This window comes from Hymenobacter sp. M1-2, assembly GCF_057808495.1.
In genome coordinates, this window is the sequence record NZ_JBTYZO010000021.1 from 90,715 (window position 1) to 109,261 (window position 18,547).

The following is an 18,547-nucleotide window of genomic DNA, read 5'->3' on the forward strand; positions in this document are numbered from 1 at the left end:
AAGGGCTTGGCGGGCACCCTTCACCGGTGAAGGCAAGCGGGAAAGGCCTTGGCGGCTACTCTTCACCGGTGAAGAGGCACCGGAAAGGCCTTGGCGGCCACCCTTCACCGGTGAAGAAGCAGGAAGCCAGTGTACCCGAATTCTCTACCTTTGAGAAAAGCCCTATTCCGCATGGAAAACGCCATTCACACGCTCCGCATCCAGAATTTCAAGTCCATCAAAGACGTGACGATGCAGCCGCGCCGCGTGAATCTGATTATCGGCCAGCCGAACGTGGGCAAGTCGAATATTTTGGAGGCAATGAGCTTGCTGGGGGGCATGTTCTTCGATAAAGAAGAAGGCAAGTTCATGGAAGGGCAGATTCGCTATGAGGATCTTAGGAATCTGTTTTATGATAGTGACTGGAGTAAACAGATTGATATCGAAGCTAACAGGGAGAGGGTAGTTAAACTCTATAAGAATAGAGATTCAATAATGGTGCTGTTTGGAAAGTTACATGAGCACGGTAGTACTGAGGCATTTTACGATGCTATGGTAGATATACTCGGCAAAGATTACCGGCACAAGATGATAACTAAAAAGGTTGTAGGTACATTATCTGGAGATATGCCACGTTCTGATGCTAAGTTTCTCACGAAAAAGTATGCTTTCCTGAAGCATTATCCACACGGCGGTAATTATAATGAAACTTACCTCCGCCCACCTCACGGCGACAATATGCTCGACGTGCTTCAGTACAACGGCTCGAAGCTTCGCAAAGAAGTTGCCGACCTCTTCAAACCCTATGGTCTAAACTTCGCGGTGCGGGTAGCAGACCGGAAGTTTGAGATTCAGAAGAATGTGGATGGCTACGTGTATGACTATCCGTACTCGCTAATAGCCGATACGCTCCAACGCATCATCTTTTACCTCGCCGCCATCGAAAGCAACGGCGATTCGGTGCTGCTGTTTGAGGAGCCGGAGGCGCATACGTTTCCGGTGTATACCTCCATGCTGGGGCGCAAGATGGCAGCGAGCCGCAACAATCAGTTCTTTGTGGCCACGCACAGTCCCTACCTGGTAACGGAGATTCTGGAACAGATGCTGCCGGATGAGGAGCAGGCCGGCGAGCTGGCTATTTTCCTGGCGTACTACGAAGACTACCAAACCAAGGTAAAGCGACTCAGCGACGAGGAAGTACGGGAGATTCGGGGCAATAGTATGGACGTGTTTTATAACCTGAGCCGCTTTACGCCAGGTAGTGATTTGTATGCCTGATGCAAGTCGTTTTCCGGGGTGCCACCGCCACCCGCGTATCAGCAACTGGCCGAATTCATAACGGCCCGGCTACGAGAAGCCGGTAAAGATGTGGATTGGTAGTGCCGACCACACGAATCCTTTCATAGGATTTACGCCACCAGGTTCGTTTTTTAGCCCCAGAGGGGCGTCATATCGGTAGTAGTTTGCTGAGTGAATTATCCTAAGCCCCGTAGGGGCGACACTCTCAGACCACCTTATCCGGTGTCGCCCCTACGGGGCTTGGTCTGTCACTACCACTATTATATTACCAACATGCCGCCCCGTCGGGGCTTCCAAGAGGCCGCCGTGCGTAAGCCCTGTTTCAGTAGCTTTGTACTCCTCTACATTCATCCCCACCTCCCCCATGAAACTCGCCATCGAAGAAGCTACCGCCACCGGCACCGACGTACAGGAACACGACCCGCACGGCATTCAGCAGGTGCTGCGCGAGCTGGGCGTCGAAAACGCCAACGCTGCCTGGAGCACCGGCCTGCACTGGGGCGGCGGCACCAACGAAAACACCCGCGCCATCCATTCGCCCACCGATGGCCGCCTCATCGGTACCGTGGCCCTGGCCACCCCCGAAGACTACGACCGGGTAGTGAAGAAAGCCCAGGAAGCTTTCGTGACTTGGCGCACCGTGCCGGCGCCCAAGCGCGGCGAGATAGTGCGGCAAATCGGCAACAAGCTGCGCCAGTATAAGGAGCCGTTGGGCAAGCTGGTGAGCTACGAGATGGGCAAAATCTTGCAGGAAGGCCTCGGCGAAGTGCAGGAAATGATTGACATCTGCGACTTCGCGGTGGGCCTTTCGCGCCAGCTGCACGGCCTCACCATGCACTCCGAGCGGCCCGCGCACCGCATGTACGAGCAGTGGCACCCGCTAGGCGTGGTCGGCATCATCTCGGCCTTCAACTTCCCGGTGGCCGTGTGGAGCTGGAACGCCATGTTGGCCGCCGTCTGCGGCGATGTCTGCATCTGGAAGCCTTCCGAGAAAACGCCGCTCGTGGCCGTGGCTGTGCAGCATATCCTCAAGGAAGTACTCCAAGAAAACCAGCTGCCCGAAGGCATCTTCAACCTCGTCATCGGCGACGCCGAAGTAGGCGCCGCCATGGCCGCCGACGCGCGCGTGCCGCTGGTGTCGGCCACGGGCAGCACCCGCATGGGCAAGAAAGTAGGCGAGGTAGTGGGTGCCCGCCTGGGCCGCGCGCTGCTGGAGCTAGGCGGCAACAACGCCATCATCCTCACCGAGCACGCCGACCTCGACATTGCCATGCGCGCCGTGGTGTTCGGGGCGGTGGGCACGGCCGGGCAGCGCTGCACCACCACCCGCCGCCTCATCATCCACGAGTCCATTTTTGAGGATGTGAAGGCCCGGCTGCTGAAAATCTACCCCAACCTGCCCATCGGCAACCCCTTGCAGGAAGGCATGCTCGTAGGCCCACTCATCGACCAGGACGCCGTGCAATCGTTCACGAAAGCCCTGGAAGCCGTGCAAGCCGAAGGTGGCAAGCTGCTCATCGGCGGCGAGTTGCTGACGGGCGCCGGCTACGAAACCGGCACCTACGTGAAGCCCGCCCTGGTAGAAGCCGAGAATGAGTACCACACGGTACAGGAAGAAACCTTCGCGCCCATTCTGTACCTCATCAAGTACAGCGGCGGCGTCGACGAAGCCATTGCCACCCAAAACGGCGTGCGCCAGGGCCTCTCGTCCAGCATCTTCACCCTCAACATGCGCGAAGCCGAAGCCTTCCTGGCCGCCACCGGCTCCGACTGCGGCATCGCCAACGTGAACATCGGCACCAGCGGCGCCGAAATTGGGGGCGCCTTCGGGGGCGAGAAGGAAACCGGCGGGGGCCGCGAGTCCGGCTCCGACGCTTGGCGCGTGTACATGCGCCGCCAAACCAACACCATCAACTACAGCACCCAGCTCCCGCTGGCCCAGGGCATCAAGTTCGATATGTAGGCCAGGGAACTGCCGGTGCTCAAGTGAAAAAGGCCCGTCTGGATTACCAGGCGGGCCTTTTTACCTCTTGCGCTGAACGTATCAGAACAGCTTCGCTATTTCGAAGTGCATGCCATCCACGCGTTTGCCGCCGAAGTGGCCGCCCCAAAAAAAGCCGTTCTGGTTGGCTAGCTCCACCATCTCCCGCACGCAGCCCTTGTGCCCAATACGGGCAGGAATGGTGCCTAGCCGGTTGAAGTTGCAGTTGATGTCGAAAGCCGTGCCGAAGGCATGGTTGCTGAGTTGCGTCCGGCTGCCCCGAATGAAGCGCGGCACGTAGGAGCCGTCCCAGCTGAGCACGTGTTGAAGCAAGCCGGCCTGCTGCCAGTCGCGCCACAGGTTTTCAAGCTGCGGCACGGCCAGCGTATGAAATTCCACCTGCTTCGGTATCACGCCACCCACCGCGGGCAGCTTGGCTAGGCGAATATGCTGGCTGGCCCAGTTGTCGAGCACCTTAATATTTTCGGGGTTGCCGGCAATGGGAGCCGCTACGAAGCGAAACTTGCCGAAAATTTGCTGCCGCGCCGCCGTGCCTACCAGCGGTTTGAAGTTGGGCACGGCCGGCCAGTTGATGCCGGTGCGGCTGTTGTCGGCATCCTTGAGTACGCCGAAGTGGAGCTGCATAGCCAGTCCAATAGTGTCGTTGCCCGCCTCGCCGTCGGGCTTCAGCTTATGCCGTTTCTGAAAAGCAATGGTAGCCTCCTCCGTGCTGTCGCCGAAGATGCCGTTGGCCTGATCGTGCAGCAGGTCTTGGCCAATGAGAAATAATTGCCAGCGCCGAACACTAGGGCCCTGCGAATGTAGACGAAGTACTTGCATAGTAGTAGGGGTTTGGAGGATGACGTAATGCCGCGACTATCGGCTGTGGGGCTGGCAATCAGGCGATTGTTTATATAATTTATGTATTATATTTAAGATAATAGCATTCGTAATTCATGTTTGTTGCAAATGCAACTCCAGCAAGCTGGCGTTGTCTATGATTCGCTTGGCCATCAACCGTTAGCAGCTTCGCCCGGAAAGTTGGATATTGAACCCTCTTCCTGCTCACTTATTCCCGCAACTCGCCCTATGGAAGCCTTTGCGTACACTGACATCAACGCCCCGCTGGTAGAGCGGTGCCGCCTGGGCGACCGGCGGGCCCAGGCCGAGATTTATAAGCGTTACTCCAAAGCCATGTTCAACGCCTCCCTGCGCATCACCGGCGACTATGCCGAGGCCGAGGACGTGCTCCAGGAGTCGTTTTTGAGTGCTTTCCGCGAGTTGCACAGCTACAAGGGCGATTCGTCGTTCGGCTCCTGGCTCAAGCGCATCGTCATCAACAAGAGCATCAATTGCCTGCGCAACCGGCGCCTGCAACTGGTGCCCCTCGGGGAGCAGCACGATGCTGCCAGCCCTGAAACCACCAGCTACGGCCCCGAAAACGAAGAAATCAGCTGGCGCGCCGACGTAGTGCGCCGCTGCGTGCAGGATCTGCCGGACGGCTACCGCGTGGTGCTGAGCCTCTACTTGCTGGAAGGCTACGACCACGCCGAAATAGCCGGTATTCTGGGCATCACCGAATCCACGTCGAAGTCGCAGTACAGCCGGGCCCGCAAAAAATTGCTGGAACTGGCGCGCAACTGCGGCCTGACTGCGTAAAAGAGTAACAAATACAGAATCCTCGCCCAACGCGCACCGCCCACCCCAAACTAAGACGGGGCGTTTAGGGTTGAGGAAGCCACGTGCGTAGTACCACCCCTGACATGAACGAGAAAGAAACCGGACTGGAAAATTTCGTTGAGCGGCACCGCGCCGACTTCGACGCGTTTGAGCCGCGCCCGGACCTGTGGGACAACATCGAACAAAAGCTAGCTGCACCCACAGCCGGCGCTACCTCCACCTCTGAGCCCGAAGAAACCGCCGCTCCGCTGCGGATAGTAAAGCTGTACCCTGCTGCTGGAGTAACCACCACCACGACGACACCATTGACTACCCGCTGGGGCTGGTTGCCCCGACCTGGCATGGCCGCCGCCTTGGCACTGCTGATAATGGCTGGCTTTGGCGCCGTGTGGAGCAACGGGCATCGTACGCCTGCTTGGAACACTAGCCCTACGCCCCTCGTGCTGGCACCCACCATCACAGAAACAGATGACGCTGCTCCCTTCAACTTTGGGGCTTCCACGGTAGCCATTGGAACCGAGGCGCCCGCCCAGCGCCTGACGCAGGAAGTGCGTCGCATGGAATCCTACTACGCCACCCAGATTCAGGAGCGCCAAGCTGAGTTGGAGCAATTAGAAGCCCGAACGTCGGACGCTGGTACCCGCGCCGACTGGCAGCGCGAACTGGCCTCACTCGACTCGACCTATCGGCAGTTGAAAATGGAGCTGTACCGCAACCCGGAGCCGGCCGTGGTGCTCGACGCCATGAACCGCAACCTGCAAATCAGGCTCGACATCCTGAACCAGCAAACCCGTACCAGGGAGCAAATGCAGGACTTCCACACCCAACCGCTCATGATTGCCGACAATCACCCAATGCCATGAGCCAGTCCTTCCGCTTTCTACAAGGTGGCCCAGCGTTACTGGTCCTTGGCTTACTGCTGGCTACTAGCTGCACCGTGAGCCAGGCCCAGAGCAAGCGAATGGCCACCACCGACGTGCAATACTACCAGCAACCTTGTCCCGAGGCACCAGCTTACGGACTGCAAGGTGGGGCCGGCGCGCCGCAAGTTGAGCAAGGTCAGCAGCAAACCATAGGGCAAGGGCCACAGGACCCGCAGGAAAATGCTGCTCTGGCGCCGGCCGTAGAGAAAACCCGCCGGTTGAGCCGTACGTTTGCCGTGCCCTCCGGGAAGCCCTACGCGCTGGATACCCGCTACGGCCGAGTGCAAGTGAACGTGTGGAGCCGCAACGAGGTGCGCACGGAGGTAGACATCATCACCCGCGCCGATACGGACGAAAAAGCGCAGCAGCTCCAGGACATGATTCAGGTGCAGATGCTCGAAAACGACCCCGCTACGGGCGGCGTGTCGGTTCGGTCCCGCTTTGGCTCGATGCCCCGGGAGTGCTGGAGCCGCACCAAGCTGTACGAGGTAAACTACACCGTATGGGTGCCCAAAAATACCCCGCTCCACGTGTTCAATACCTTCGGCGACGTGAGCATTAGCGGCGACCTAACGGGCTCTACCGAGCTAGCTGTGGAATACGGAACGTTGCGCACGGACCGCCTCGATGGTGCCCAGAATCTGGTGCGCATCGGTAACGGCCAAGCCTCGGTGGCGTACACCCGCCGCGCCAGCATCGACGCTTCGTACTCCCGCCTGCGCCTCGACGACGGCCAGACGGTGGACCTGCGTAACAACTACTCCGACATCGATATTGGCACGGTGCAGGACCTGACGGTGCACAGCAAGTACGGCGACGTGGCCCTGGGCACCGTGCGCAATCTGCGCGGCACGTCTGGCTTCTCCAAGTTCAGCATCGATAAGCTTTCCGACCGGCTCGATATGACGGTGCAGTACTGCCCCAACTTTGAGGTGCGCAACACGGGCCGCAACTTCAGCCTCATCAACCTCGATGGCGGTTACAGCACCATCCTGCTCAACTTCGCCGATGATGCCAAGTTCAACTTCGACGTCAATACCCAGCACGGCAAGCTGCTCGTGGATAAGCGACTGGTGCGAGTAGCATCGGAGGAAACCAGCCCTGTATCCAGCGACATGCAAGGCACCTTCGGCCTGGCCAGACCCCGGCAGGGCGGCAGCAACGTCAACATCAAAGTGCGTTACGGCAACGTGCGCTTCAACCGCTAAGACTCGCTTAATCAGACGAAAAGGCCGGCATTTGCCGGCCTTTTGCGTGTAGCGCGAGGCTTCGCGTATCGTTGAACGATACGCGGTGGGCGGTGCCGTTCCAGTCGTTCAACCTCAGCAACGAGGCGCGAAGCTGGAGCTTCGCGCTACTGGCGCTACCTTTAAGACCTCCCGAACTCAACGTATGAACCGCCTGCTACTCCTGTTGTCCTGGCTGCTGGGGCTTGGTGCGCCGGAAGCGCTGGCTCAACTGAAACCGGCTATGCATGCTCCCAACACGCCGTCCGCCACGCCTTCTTCCATGCGCACGTACGCGCTGCGGCTGCGGCCCGGCCAGGACCTGCGCCAGCAGCTCGAAGCCTTCGTGCAGCAGCAGCAGATTCGGGCGGGTGCCATCGTGACGTGCGTGGGCAGCCTTACGCAGGCTACGTTGCGCCTCGCCAACCAGGAAGGGCCGAGCGTGTACCACGGCCATTTCGAGATTGTGTCGTTAGTCGGTACGCTCTCCGTCAATGGCAGCCACCTGCACTTGTCCGTTTCCGATTCCACGGGCCGGACAGTCGGCGGGCATCTGCTCGATGGCAACGTGGTATACACGACGGCGGAGCTGGTAATTGGAGTGTTGGAAGAACTGGATTTTCGCCGCGAAACGGACCCTACTTTTGGCTACCGTGAGCTGACGGTGTATCCGGCACCTGAGTCGGCTCCTAAGAAGGCCGGCCGGCGGTAGGGGAGAGGCATTTTGTAGTCATTCCTGAAAAAATTGTTGCGCCAGCGGGTGACAGCCTATTTCGGGGCGGCGGCCGAATGCGTATTATTGTAGGAATATCTGCCAGCCTCGCGGCAAGAGCAGTAACCGTTTGCTTTCCTAGCTTATTTTATTTCGTTGCCGCCCAAGGCGAACCTGCCAAGACCGAAGTGTACTGGAATCAATATGTGTATGAAGGCAAATAAATGGTCTGGTGGCGCCCTGGCGCTGCTTTTGTGGTTGAGTCTAACGCCGCCCGCCGCCCACGCCCAGCAGCCCACACAACTCGTGGCGGAAATGCAGGCCAAATTTCCGGGCGAGAAAGCCGTGTACCTCGACTACCGCACCGACCTCACGTTCGAGGTGAAGGGTGATTCGGTAATCGTGCTGGCGCGCAACCACCAGGAAATGTTGCACCTCGATGCGCAGTCGGCGGCTTACGCTGATAATAAGGTGTTTAACTCGCACTTCAGCCGCTTGCAGAAGCTTGATGCTCGCACCTTGGTGCCCGCTGGCAATAGCTACAAGACGGTGAAAGTGAACGACTACAAAGAGAAATTCGAGGTGCAGTCGGGCATTTTCTACGATGACACTCGCTCTACCACGTGGAGTTTTCCAGCCGTAGCACCCGGTGCCCGCACGGTGGTCGATTACACCGTGCGCCACCCCGATCCGCGTTTTCTGCTGCCGTTTTACTTCGGCTCCTACGTGCCCGTGCGCCACGCTGAACTCTCTATCACGGCGCCGCGCAACGTAAAAATCAACCACAAGCTGTTCCATACCGAGGGGCTGAACATCAATTTCACCAAGCAGGAAAAAGGCAACACCATCACCTACCGTTGGATGGCCGACAACTTGCCCAGCCCGCCGCGCGACGACGACGGACCCCAAGCCGCGTACTACTTGCCGCACTTGGTGTATTTCGTGGAGGAAGTGCCCACGGCCAGCGGCCAAGCGCGCAAAATGCTGGCTGGCGTGCCGGAGCTTTACAATCTGTATTCGGGCTTCGTAAGCAAGCTCGACCCCAAGGAAAGCCCCGCCCTGCGCCGCGTGGTAGACTCGCTGGTGGTAGGCGCCAAAACCGAGCAGGACAAGGTGCAGCGCGTGTATTACTGGGTACAAGACAACGTCCGCTACGTGGCTTTCGAGAATGGCATGGGCGGTTTCATCCCGCGCGATGCCGGCCAGGTGTACGCCAAGCGCTACGGCGACTGCAAGGACATGGCCAACCTCACCCGCGAGATGCTGCGCATGGCCGGCGTGAAATCTTACCTCACCTGGATTGGCACCCGCGACCTGCCCTACCGCTACTCCGATCTGGCCACGCCCGGCGTCGACAACCACATGATTACGACCTACGAGGCCAGCCCCGGCAAGTACGTTTTCCTCGACGCCACCAACAAGTACATGCCGTTCGGGATGCCCTCGGCCTTCATCCAAGGCAAGGAGGCGCTGCTGGCTATTGATGGCAAGAACTGCAAAGTGGTGCCCGTGCCAGTGATGGAAAAAGACCGCAGCCCCGTGTCCGACGTGTCGGCGCTGACGCTGGACGACAAGGGCGGGCTGCGCGGCAAAGGCAGCTTGCGCCTCGAAGGCTACCCCAAAGTAATGCAGAGCTACGCCCTCGACGGCCTCGACCAAACCGAGGAGACCAGGTACGTAAAGGCCCTGCTGGAGCGCGGCAACAATAAGTTCTTCGTCGACAAGTACAGCGTGAGCCACCTCGACACCCGCGACAAGCCCCTGACTATCGACTACGAGTATCGCCTGCAAGACTACGTGCAGAAGCTCGACGACGAAATCTACGTGAACCTCAACCTGGAGCAGCCCTTTGCCCACGACCGGATAGACGCCGCCAAGCGCCGCCTGCCCCGCGTGAACGAATACGCCCACCAGAACCGCACCCGCACCGAGCTGGAAATTCCTGTCGGCTACGAAGTCGAATACCTGCCCCCAACCGCTGAAATGCACGACCCCGTATTCGGCTTCAAAGTGAAGTACGAGCGTCGCGGCAACAAAATCGTGCAGGACAAGGAGGTGTACATCAACTACCTCATGCTGGAGCCCAAGCAGTTTGCCCAGTGGAACGCGGTAGTAGACAAGCTGAACGCCGCCTACCGCGAAACCGTAATCCTGAAGCGCAAGAAGGCGTAGTTTTACGCCATTAGCCTGGCGGCAGTCTTCGCCGACAAAGTCGGCGAAGACTGCCAGCCACGAAGCCAGGTCAGTCTTCAGACTGACAACTGACAAACCCCAACACCCTCCACTAGACCCACGCAAGTCGGAAGACTTGCCAGGCTTCATGGTTGGCAGTCTTCGCCGACTGCTTCGGCTCAAGACTGCCGCCAGTATTCGCCCGTGTTTCACCTAGCAACTATGCAATTTTTCTCTGCTGCCCGGACTGCTGCCGTGGCTCTGCTGCTCAGTAGCACCGCTGCCTCCCCGCTGCTGGCGCAGTCGGTGCCGGCTGCGCTCCAATATGCTACCTACACCTGGGACGCTAAGCGCACGAAGCGGCTGCCCGTATCGGAGGCGGAGGCCAAGCAGCCGGCTCTAGTGCTGCGCGATTTCACGGCGCAGGAGTATATGTTCAGCCCCAAGGACAAGGAAATGCGGCTTTACTCCACGGAACACCGCATCTTACGCGTGAATACTTCCGATGGCATTGAGCGGTTCAACAAGATTTACATTCCGCAGGATGGCGGCCAGCTGCTGTACCTGAAGGCCCGCACCATTAGCCCGCGCGGCGAAGTGGTGGAGGTGAACGAGGGCAGCATCAAGGAGCTGAAAGACGAAGACGGCGGCCGGGGCTACAAGATATTCGCGGTGGAAGGCGTCGAGAAAGGCTCCGAGATTGAGTACCTGTTTCTGCGCGAGCGGCCAGCCAAGTTTTTCGGCCGCGACTATCTGCAAAGCAACATGCCCGCCCGCGACGTATCGTTCGAGCTGATTTCGCCCGAGGCGCTGACTTTCGATGCCCGCGTGTACCACGGCCCCGCGGCCGCGCGCGACACCGTTATTGCTGGCAAGCACCACATCAACATCAAGCTACCCAACGTGGCGGCGGCCCGCGAAGAAGCTTTTGCTGCCAGCGACGCCGAGCGGATGCGCGTGGAGTACAAGCTGGCCTACACGGCTCAGCGTGGCCGTACTCGCCTGTTCACCTGGGCCGATGCCAGCCAGTACCTGCACGGCACCATCTATTCGGTAGCGAAAGACGAGGCTAAAGCCGCCGATAAGCTGCTGCGCGAGGCCAAGCTACCGGCCGGCGACCCGGAAGCCCGCGTGCGGGCGCTGGAAAACTACCTCAAAACCAACTTCAACTTGGCAGAAGGGGGTGGGGAAACCAACCTCACCCGCATAATTGCCACCCGCAACGCCTCCGAAATGGGCCTGACGCGGCTGTTTGCGGCCCTGCTGCGGCGCCTCAACGTGGAGCATGAGTTGGTCATCACCACGGACCGTAGCGACGTGCCATTTGATGAAACCTTCGACACCTGGAACTACCTCGACAACTACGCCTTTTATTTCCCCACTACCAAGCAATTGCTGGCCCCTGCCCGCCCCGATTTCCGCTACGGCATGGTCCCGCCCGGCTGGACGGCCAACAAAGGCCTGTTTGTGCGCACCGTGAAACTCGGGTCTACGGAGTCGGCGGTGGGGGAGGTGCGGGAAATACCGCCGCTGACCGCCGAGCAAAGCCCCAGTGACCTCGACATCAAGGTGACGTTTGCGCCGGAGCTGGATAAGGCTTTCGTGGATGTGCACCAGGTGATGGGCGGCTACCACGCGCAAGTTATTCAGCCGTTTTTCTCGCTGATTCCCGAAGAGAAGCGGACCGAGATTCTACAAAGCTTGGTGAAGAGCAGCGTGCCCGACGCCACGTTCAAGAGCGTGAAAGTGAGCAACGGCGAAGCTGGGCTGAGTCCGCTTACCAAGCCGTTTCTGGTGGATGCCAGCGTGGAATCGGCCGCTCTGATCAACAAGGCGGGGCAGCGCTACCTCTTCAAAATCGGGGACTTGCTGGGGCCGCAGTCGGAGCTGTACCAGACCGAGGCCCGGCAGTACGACGTGGAAAACGACTTCAATCGCCGCTACAACCGCGTAATAACGGTGGAGCTGCCCGCCGGCTACCGGGTGCGCAACTTGCAGGACCTGAACGCCGACGTAAAAGCCGGCCCCGACGCCAAAGATCCGCTCTATTACTTCCGCTCGAAGTACGACGTGCAAGGCCAGACCGTCACCGTCACCATCACGGAAGCCTACCGCCAGATTCGCTGGCCCAAGAAAGATTTCGAGGCTTTCCGCGACGTAGTAAATGCCGCCGCCAACTTCAACAAGGTGGTGTTAGTGCTGGAAAAGAAGAGCTAGAATCATCCGCGTGTGTCTGTGTCTGTGGCACGGACTTCAGTCCGTAGCCCGCTACTTCTGACCAGCTCCTGCCGCATTGCAAAACCCGCATTGCAAAACGCTAATCCCGTACCGCAACTGGCGGAGCATGTGGAGGTGGAAGCCTAGGTAACCGCGCGTATGAGTCAGGCTACGGACTGAAGTCTGTGCTACAAGTAAGCAGGCAGGCGCTTCGCTTTCCTCGTATATTCGTTTTGCACCCATCTCGCTCTGCCATGCAGACTTCCACCACCTTCGACTCACCAGCCGCCGCCGCGTTTCGGCGCACCATCTCCAATCCGCTGAAGCTGCGTCTGTTCATGCTGCGCAGTTTGCCGATGGCGTATTTGGCGGGTTTGCGGCTGCGCGAAATAACGCCGGAGCGGGCTACTGTTACGGTGCCGTTCAAGTACCTCACCAAGAATCCGTTTCGCAGCATTTACTTTGCCTGCCTGAGCATGGCCGCCGAAATGGCCAGCGGCATGCTAGCCATGATGAACATTCAGGGCCAAGGGCGCGTGTCGATGCTGGTAGTAGGACTAGAAGCTGATTTCACCAAGAAGGCGGTGGGCCTGATTTCCTTCACCAGCGAAGACGGCCAGCGCATCGCCCAAACCATCGCCGACAGCCGAGCCAGCGGCGAGGGCCGCACCCTAATCTGCACCAGCACCGGCACCGACGAAGCGGGCGACACAGTAGCCACGTTCCGCATCACATGGTCGTTCCGGGCGAAGTAGAATTGCTCCAACTCCTGTCATTGCGAGGACGCAGGACGCAGCAATCCTTCCTCTTTGTGAGACCAGTTTCTTACACAGACAAGCCCTTAACATCCACGGCGGAGTTAAGGGCTTGTTGCTTCAGTAGGCTTCGCGCTATGAGAGGAAGGATTGCGTCGTCGTGCCTCCTCGCAATGACAGGCGCTATCTATTCTTCTTCTCGCAGCCGGTCTTTGGTAATCACGTCCACCATACCGTCCTCGCTCACCACGATGGCCAGGCACGGATACGGCGAGGTTTCGACGTAGCGGATGGCGGAGTTGAAGCGGGCCCCGCGGGTGCTGGTACCCCGGCCGGGGGAAGCTTTACCGTCCAGGATGACGCCGATGGAGTAGCAGTACGCGTCGGGGTCCAGGAGCACGGCGCCGTCGATGGCCGTGACCAGGCGCGTGATGAGGGGCGTGAGCGGTACGGGCTCAATGAGCGTGCATTGCAGCTTTAGCCGGTCGGCTTCGGCTAGGGCTTCGGTGGTGATGACGAGCAGTGTGCCGTGTTTCTGGCGGCTGGCTTCGAGCACCACGTCCCAGAGCCGCTCAATCTTGATGGGGTCCGCGAGTTGGAAAGTGCGCTTGAGGTCTTTGCGGAAGCGGGTACGGTTGAGGCGCGCGCGCGGCAGGCTAGGCTGGCCGTAGTTGATGCGCATCAGCACCTTGCCATCGTGCTGAAACTCCCACACGTAGTGGTTCACGAAGTTGATAATGAACAGATCCTCGCGGCTCACGTCGTAGTTGCCCACCAGGCGGCCTAGGGCGTACACGTTTTCGCCGTCGGCGAGCAGGCTCACGTCGGCCGTCGTCATTTCGAGCAGCTTGCGCACGGCGCGGTAGTCGGTGAGTGGGGTAGGGCAGGTGAGGGCAAACACTTCCTCCAGGTTAGGATGGTGGCGGGCGGCGAGCAGCAGCTTGCCCACGCCCTCGGCCCCTTCGTAGCGTAGGCTGGAAATGGTGTTGAGCGTATGAAAAAGCCGCGCCGTACCGGGTTCGATACCTAAGGCCTGAGCCGGCGTATCAAGCAGGCTCTTACCGGCGGCTCGTAATAATTCCTCCGTTTCGCGCGGACGCACGAATAGGCCAGCTCCCGGAGCGGGTTCAGTCAGAGACTTGATGCACTCCTCGTTGAAACGGTACATGGCCGCTGCCAGCAACGACGGCGCCAGCGGCTTACCATCGGTGTAAAACCGATCTGGCCGCAAGGACGGATAGGCCCGCAGGGGCTTGCGCAGTATGCGCAGCACCGTCACCACAAAGTAGCCGTTGATTTCGATGGGCCAGCCTGCAATGTGCTGGTGCACGGAATGGTCGTCGATGAAGTCCAGAATTTCCTGCACCGCGTTGCGCACCCCAATGCCTTCGTGCTTGCGCCGCACCATTTCGGGGCTCACATCGTCGCGCTCCGCGTAGGGCCAGGGCGTGTGGCGTTGAATGTCGCGGCCGCGGGCTACTGCTCCCATAAACGCTTGTCCATCGAGGCCACAATTGGTGGGCTCCAGGCATACGGGCGCAAACTCGGCATCCTGTACGGGCAGAGCCAACAGCAGTACGTAGGGTTTTAGGTCGTCATCGAGGGCATTGAAGAGGCCCGTGGCTACGGCTTGGGCGGCTTGCTGAAACCGAGTCTGGTAAGGCCAGATTTGCAGCGGGTTCGGAATGGCCTCATTCTGAATGAGAGCAACCGGCGGGGCGGAAAGCAAAGGCAGAGATGTGAGCATGGCGGACGGGGCGGAAGGCGAAGAGGAAGGCATAATAACTGACGCAGAGCGCCTAAAAATACTTTACAGCTGGAATAGAACCGGCAACACCATCTTTTGCTTTACAGGTTGGCCCTGAAAAGTAGCGGGCTGCCATTTCGGGGCTGCTTTGATGAGCCGCAATGCCTCCTGGTCGAGGCCCGAACCGAGCGGCTTGAGCACTTTGGCTTGGGTGAGGGTGCCATCTTTCTCTACCATGAATTCCATCATCACGCGGCCCTCTATTTTGCGCTGCCGAGCCAGGGCGGGGTACTGCTGGTTCTTCTGAATCCACTCGAAAAAGGCTTCCGTACCGCCCACGGGCCGGGCCGGCTGGTCGGCTTTCACTACCGTGGTGCCTGGATTTGAATTGCCCGGCGCGGGCGGTATGGCCGCAGCCGTGCCGGGTGTGGGTGGCGTCACGACATCGGCCCCGGCTGGAATCTGAAACGAGATGGGTACTGTGACGCGCTGCCGCACTTTCTGGCCTTTGTGCTGCGCTGGCGCCCAGCGCGGGCCCTTACTGATGAGCCGCAGTGCCTCCGCGTCCAGATCAGGGTCGAGCGGTGCGGCTACAACGGCGTTGGAAATGCCGCCGCTTTTCTCCACCACGAACGTAACGGCAACGGTGCCGGCGGCGCCGCGCTGCAAAGCCGCGGCGGGAAATTGCTGATTGTCGGCCAGGTATTGCGCGTAGGCGTCGAGGCCGCCCAGGGGCACGGCCGGTTGGCCTACGGCGTCGTAGATCTGGTCGGGCTGCGGCTTGGGATACTTCAGCTTCTGCTGGGCCAGAGTAACGGTGGGCAGGGCCAGGGCAGCCAACATGGCAAAACGGCGAAGAGTGGAGCGCATAACAGAGAAAACACGTGGGGCACTAGGGCCGGAACCGACTCAACAACCACACCAGCGCCCATCCCGGTTCAGCCTCTACGCAAGGACGCCAAAAATCGGCTAGTTTTGGCGCATGGCACCTGACACTCCTTCCGCTAGCTCGGGCAATCTGGCTTCGTCGTCTTCCTCTATGGCCCACAATTCCAGCCGCGCGCCGGAGCCGGTGGGCCTCTACCCGCACGCCCGCCGCGTGGGTAACCTGCTGTTTCTTTCGGGCGTGGGGCCGCGGCAGCGGGGGCAAAAGGCCGTGCCGGGCGTGGAGCTGGACGCCGCTGGGCAGATAGTGCAGTATGATTTCGAGAGCCAGTGCCACGCCGTGTTCCAGAACGTGCGCTACATCCTGGAAGAAGCCGGGGCACGGTGGGAAGACCTCGTGGACGTGACCGTGTTTCTGACCAACATGAAGGACGACTTCGCCACCTACAACAAGCTGTACGCCGAGTATTTCCAGCGCAACCAGCCCTGCCGCACCACCGTCGAAATCAATTGCCTGCCCACGCCCATTGCCATCGAGCTGAAGTGCGTAGCGGCATTTTCGGCCTGACTTCTTACAAGCAATTTCACGCTTACGGAGTCATTAGCCAAGCCCCGGAGGGGCGACATATCGGTAGAAACAGCAACTACATAGCTATTTTAACCCCCATGGGGCTGTAGCACGATTGGGTGCATGACAACTACCGATATGCCGCCCCTCTGGGGCTCATTACCAACTTTCTAACCAACAAAAAATTAGGGAGTTATCATGACCTCTAGAGGTGCACCCCGTGACATACTAATGTCACGGGCATGACATCGGTATGTCACACCTATGACATACCGATGTCCGGCGGCTCGATGCTCTAACGATTCAAGGGGAAACACGGCGGCTGGGCCCAGCGCAGTTGGGGCGTTGTACCTTCGTGGGCTCCACCTGCTTTTGTTGCCGTGCCTGTTTCCGCTGCTGTTCGCCCGCTTACCGTGACTCCACCCGAAGTTTTTGCCGAAAACCTAACGCTGCATACTGCCCAGGAGCAGCACTATGCCGGCCGACACCAGCTAGGTGGCTGGTTGCGGGTGCTGCTCTTTGGCAGCGGCGCGGCTGGCGCGTGGTGGCTGTTTACGCACGGTTTCGTGGTGCCGGGCTTGGTATTCGTGGTAGCCGTGTGGCTGGCGTTTATGGGACTGGTGCGCTGGCACGGCCGCATGGGCTATCAGCGCGAGCATCACCGCCTGCTGGCCCGCCTCAACCACGACGAGCAGGAGCGCCTTGTGGGCCGCCTCGCCACCTTTGACCCCGGCCTGCGCTACCTCGACGCCCAGCACCCCTACGCCGCCGACCTTGACGTGTTTGGCCCACACTCCTTGTTTCAATTGCTCAACCGCGCTTCTACCCGGCTCGGGCAGGATTGGCTGGCCGGCTGGCTGCTGCAACCTGCTTCCGGCGACGAAGTCCTGGCTCGCCAGCAAGCCGCCGCCGAACTGGCTCCGGCCGTGGGTTGGACCCAGGAGTGGCAGGCACGCGCCCGGCACTTCCCACGCCAGCAGGCCGACCCACGTGAGTTCAGCACCTGGCTCGCTCTACCCAATTTTTTTGCAGGCAAAGCTTGGTTGAAGCCGCTATTGGTGCTGTTGCCGCTGCTGGTGTTGGCGAGCGTGGCGGCGTGGCTACTGGGACAGGGATTCTATTGGCTGGTAGGCGTGCAGGTCATCATCAGCGTGCTGAACGGCCAGCTGGCTACAGCACGCACCGAATACGCCGAGCAGGCCCTGGCCATGCACGACGCGCTACGGGCCACGCAGGCGCAGCTGGCATTGTTTGAAGACGAGGATGCCGACCAACGCTGGCAGTCGGGCCGGCTGCGGGAGTTGCGCGAGACACTGCGCGCGGCCAGTCACGGCGCCGCGGCTACTCGCCGTTTGGGCCAGTTGGCGGGCGTGGCGGGGCTGTTTCGGGGACGGGAGCATCCGCTAGGCGCCTTGCTGCTCAACAGTTTGCTGCTCTGGGACCTGCACGCCATGTGGCAGTTGGAACGCTGGAAGCGGGACTTAGGCCCGGAACTGACTACCGTGCTCGAAGTACAAGCCGAGCTGGAAGCCCTGGTGAGCTTGGCCGGCTGGCAATTTGCCAACCCGACCTACGCCACGCCTACACTCAGCACCGCGCCCCTCGAAGTAACGGCCGAAGCGCTGGGCCACCCGCTCATCTTCACGGCCCAACGCATCACCAATGACTTCCACACGGTAGGCTACGGACAAACGGCTGTTATCACGGGTTCCAATATGGCGGGCAAAAGCACCTTTCTGCGCACCGTGGGGCTGAATATGGTGCTGGCTTTGGCGGGCGGCGTGGTGTGCGCCCGGCGGCTCCACCTCAGCCCGGCCCAGGTGTTCACGGCCATGCGCACTCAGGACAATCTCGCCGAAAGTACCTCCTCCTTCTACGCCGAACTCAAGCGCCTCAAACTGCTGCTAGACTTGAGTAGTCAATTGACAATTAACAGTGAACAATTAACAATTGACGATGATGCATTAGCAACGAACAACCAAAAACCACCAACCAAAAACGAACAACCAATTCCTGTTTTCTACTTGCTGGATGAGATTCTGAAAGGGACTAACTCGCTTGACCGGCACCGCGGTGCTCGCGCTTTGCTGCGGCAGCTGCACCAGCGCCGCGCCGCCGGCCTTATCAGCACCCACGACCTGGAACTGGCCGCACTAGAAACCGAGTGGCCTGGCCAGGTGCGCAACTTCAGCTTCAACAGCACCTTCCAAGACGGCCAGATTCACTTCGACTACCACCTCACGCCCGGCGCTTGCCGTGCCTTCAACGCCAGCCAGCTCATGCAGCTGATGGGCATTGAGGTGGATAAGTAAATGGCTGCATTGTTAAATTGTTTAATGGTTGGTCGTTCTAGGTTGTACGGACAATTATCTTTGCGTTCGTGAGTAATCTGGACGAAATCAG

At 59.7% G+C, this 18,547-nt stretch carries 14 protein-coding genes; 11 read left to right on the forward strand and 3 right to left on the reverse strand.

Translation table 11 applies throughout. The annotated features are described in order from the left end of the window. Positions 1-171: 171 nt before the first annotated feature. Both ACYSMN_RS19210 and amaB read left to right on the forward strand, forming a co-directional pair. Positions 172-1,257 carry an AAA family ATPase gene (locus ACYSMN_RS19210; RefSeq protein WP_488925526.1) on the forward strand — a complete coding sequence of 362 codons (1,086 nt, stop codon included), beginning with the start codon at positions 172-174 and terminating at the stop codon, positions 1,255-1,257. 385 nt (positions 1,258-1,642) lie between these two features. Beyond that, positions 1,643-3,241, forward strand: a complete 1,599-nt coding sequence (amaB, locus tag ACYSMN_RS19215) for an L-piperidine-6-carboxylate dehydrogenase (RefSeq protein ID WP_488925527.1) — start codon at positions 1,643-1,645, stop codon at positions 3,239-3,241. A gap of 81 nt (positions 3,242-3,322) precedes the next feature. Here amaB and ACYSMN_RS19220 read toward each other — a convergent pair whose 3' ends face one another. Beyond that, positions 3,323-4,099 (reverse strand): M15 family metallopeptidase, encoded by a 777-nt coding sequence (locus ACYSMN_RS19220; protein WP_488925528.1) that lies wholly within the window; start codon positions 4,097-4,099, stop codon positions 3,323-3,325. Positions 4,100-4,348: 249 nt separating this feature from the next. Between ACYSMN_RS19220 and ACYSMN_RS19225 the strand changes: the two genes are divergently transcribed. The 7 genes from ACYSMN_RS19225 to ACYSMN_RS19255 all read left to right on the forward strand — a co-directional run bounded on the left by ACYSMN_RS19225 (position 4,349) and on the right by ACYSMN_RS19255 (position 12,944). Continuing rightward, positions 4,349-4,918: an RNA polymerase sigma factor gene (locus tag ACYSMN_RS19225; RefSeq protein WP_488925529.1), complete on the forward strand. Its 570-nt coding sequence runs from the start codon at positions 4,349-4,351 to the stop codon at positions 4,916-4,918. Between the two features lie 104 nt (positions 4,919-5,022). Further along, complete coding sequence (locus ACYSMN_RS19230; RefSeq protein WP_488925530.1) at positions 5,023-5,802, forward strand: hypothetical protein; 780 nt, start codon at positions 5,023-5,025, stop codon at positions 5,800-5,802. After that, the gene (locus ACYSMN_RS19235) at positions 5,799-7,070 is read left to right on the forward strand and encodes a hypothetical protein (protein ID WP_488925531.1); all 1,272 of its coding nucleotides are present in this window, start codon (positions 5,799-5,801) and stop codon (positions 7,068-7,070) included. The genes ACYSMN_RS19230 and ACYSMN_RS19235 overlap by 4 nt, the downstream gene beginning before the upstream one ends. A gap of 184 nt (positions 7,071-7,254) precedes the next feature. Next, a complete protein-coding gene (locus ACYSMN_RS19240) occupies positions 7,255-7,800 on the forward strand; it encodes a PPC domain-containing DNA-binding protein (RefSeq protein ID WP_488925532.1) in 546 nt (181 codons plus the stop codon). 210 nt (positions 7,801-8,010) lie between these two features. Next, positions 8,011-9,972, forward strand: coding sequence for a DUF3857 domain-containing transglutaminase family protein (locus tag ACYSMN_RS19245; protein ID WP_488925533.1), 1,962 nt, complete (start codon positions 8,011-8,013; stop codon positions 9,970-9,972). Between the two features lie 222 nt (positions 9,973-10,194). After that, positions 10,195-12,189 (forward strand): DUF3857 domain-containing protein, encoded by a 1,995-nt coding sequence (locus tag ACYSMN_RS19250; protein ID WP_488925534.1) that lies wholly within the window; start codon positions 10,195-10,197, stop codon positions 12,187-12,189. Between the two features lie 254 nt (positions 12,190-12,443). Beyond that, positions 12,444-12,944: a DUF4442 domain-containing protein gene (locus ACYSMN_RS19255; protein WP_488925535.1), complete on the forward strand. Its 501-nt coding sequence runs from the start codon at positions 12,444-12,446 to the stop codon at positions 12,942-12,944. A gap of 187 nt (positions 12,945-13,131) precedes the next feature. Here the strand turns inward: ACYSMN_RS19255 and ACYSMN_RS19260 are convergent, their stop codons facing one another. Continuing rightward, entirely contained in the window at positions 13,132-14,691 is a 1,560-nt protein-coding gene (locus ACYSMN_RS19260; protein WP_488925536.1) for a DNA integrity scanning protein DisA nucleotide-binding domain protein, read from the reverse strand. A 63-nt stretch (positions 14,692-14,754) separates the two neighbouring features. Beyond that, positions 14,755-15,561 (reverse strand): energy transducer TonB, encoded by an 807-nt coding sequence (locus ACYSMN_RS19265; RefSeq protein WP_488925537.1) that lies wholly within the window; start codon positions 15,559-15,561, stop codon positions 14,755-14,757. Between the two features lie 169 nt (positions 15,562-15,730). On the opposite strand from ACYSMN_RS19265, the gene ACYSMN_RS19270 reads away from it, so the two are divergent. Both ACYSMN_RS19270 and ACYSMN_RS19275 read left to right on the forward strand, forming a co-directional pair. Further along, positions 15,731-16,144: a RidA family protein gene (locus ACYSMN_RS19270; protein WP_488925541.1), complete on the forward strand. Its 414-nt coding sequence runs from the start codon at positions 15,731-15,733 to the stop codon at positions 16,142-16,144. A 380-nt stretch (positions 16,145-16,524) separates the two neighbouring features. After that, positions 16,525-18,456: a MutS-related protein gene (locus ACYSMN_RS19275; protein WP_488925538.1), complete on the forward strand. Its 1,932-nt coding sequence runs from the start codon at positions 16,525-16,527 to the stop codon at positions 18,454-18,456. The last annotated feature ends 91 nt before the right edge of the window (positions 18,457-18,547 follow it).

Bases quoted from the DNA above. Each gene is read 5' to 3' on its own strand.
- amaB (WP_488925527.1), top strand. From the start codon at position 1,643: ATGAAACTCGCCATCGAAGAAGCTACCGCCACCGGCACCGACGTACAG.
- ACYSMN_RS19210 (WP_488925526.1), top strand. From the start codon at position 172: ATGGAAAACGCCATTCACACGCTCCGCATCCAGAATTTCAAGTCCATC.
- ACYSMN_RS19255 (WP_488925535.1), top strand. From the start codon at position 12,444: ATGCAGACTTCCACCACCTTCGACTCACCAGCCGCCGCCGCGTTTCGG.
- ACYSMN_RS19240 (WP_488925532.1), top strand. From the start codon at position 7,255: ATGAACCGCCTGCTACTCCTGTTGTCCTGGCTGCTGGGGCTTGGTGCG.
- ACYSMN_RS19230 (WP_488925530.1), top strand. From the start codon at position 5,023: ATGAACGAGAAAGAAACCGGACTGGAAAATTTCGTTGAGCGGCACCGC.
- ACYSMN_RS19235 (WP_488925531.1), top strand. From the start codon at position 5,799: ATGAGCCAGTCCTTCCGCTTTCTACAAGGTGGCCCAGCGTTACTGGTC.
- ACYSMN_RS19260 (WP_488925536.1), bottom strand. From the start codon at position 14,691: ATGCTCACATCTCTGCCTTTGCTTTCCGCCCCGCCGGTTGCTCTCATT.
- ACYSMN_RS19225 (WP_488925529.1), top strand. From the start codon at position 4,349: ATGGAAGCCTTTGCGTACACTGACATCAACGCCCCGCTGGTAGAGCGG.
- ACYSMN_RS19245 (WP_488925533.1), top strand. From the start codon at position 8,011: ATGAAGGCAAATAAATGGTCTGGTGGCGCCCTGGCGCTGCTTTTGTGG.
- ACYSMN_RS19265 (WP_488925537.1), bottom strand. From the start codon at position 15,561: ATGCGCTCCACTCTTCGCCGTTTTGCCATGTTGGCTGCCCTGGCCCTG.
- ACYSMN_RS19270 (WP_488925541.1), top strand. From the start codon at position 15,731: ATGGCCCACAATTCCAGCCGCGCGCCGGAGCCGGTGGGCCTCTACCCG.
- ACYSMN_RS19220 (WP_488925528.1), bottom strand. From the start codon at position 4,099: ATGCAAGTACTTCGTCTACATTCGCAGGGCCCTAGTGTTCGGCGCTGG.
- ACYSMN_RS19250 (WP_488925534.1), top strand. From the start codon at position 10,195: ATGCAATTTTTCTCTGCTGCCCGGACTGCTGCCGTGGCTCTGCTGCTC.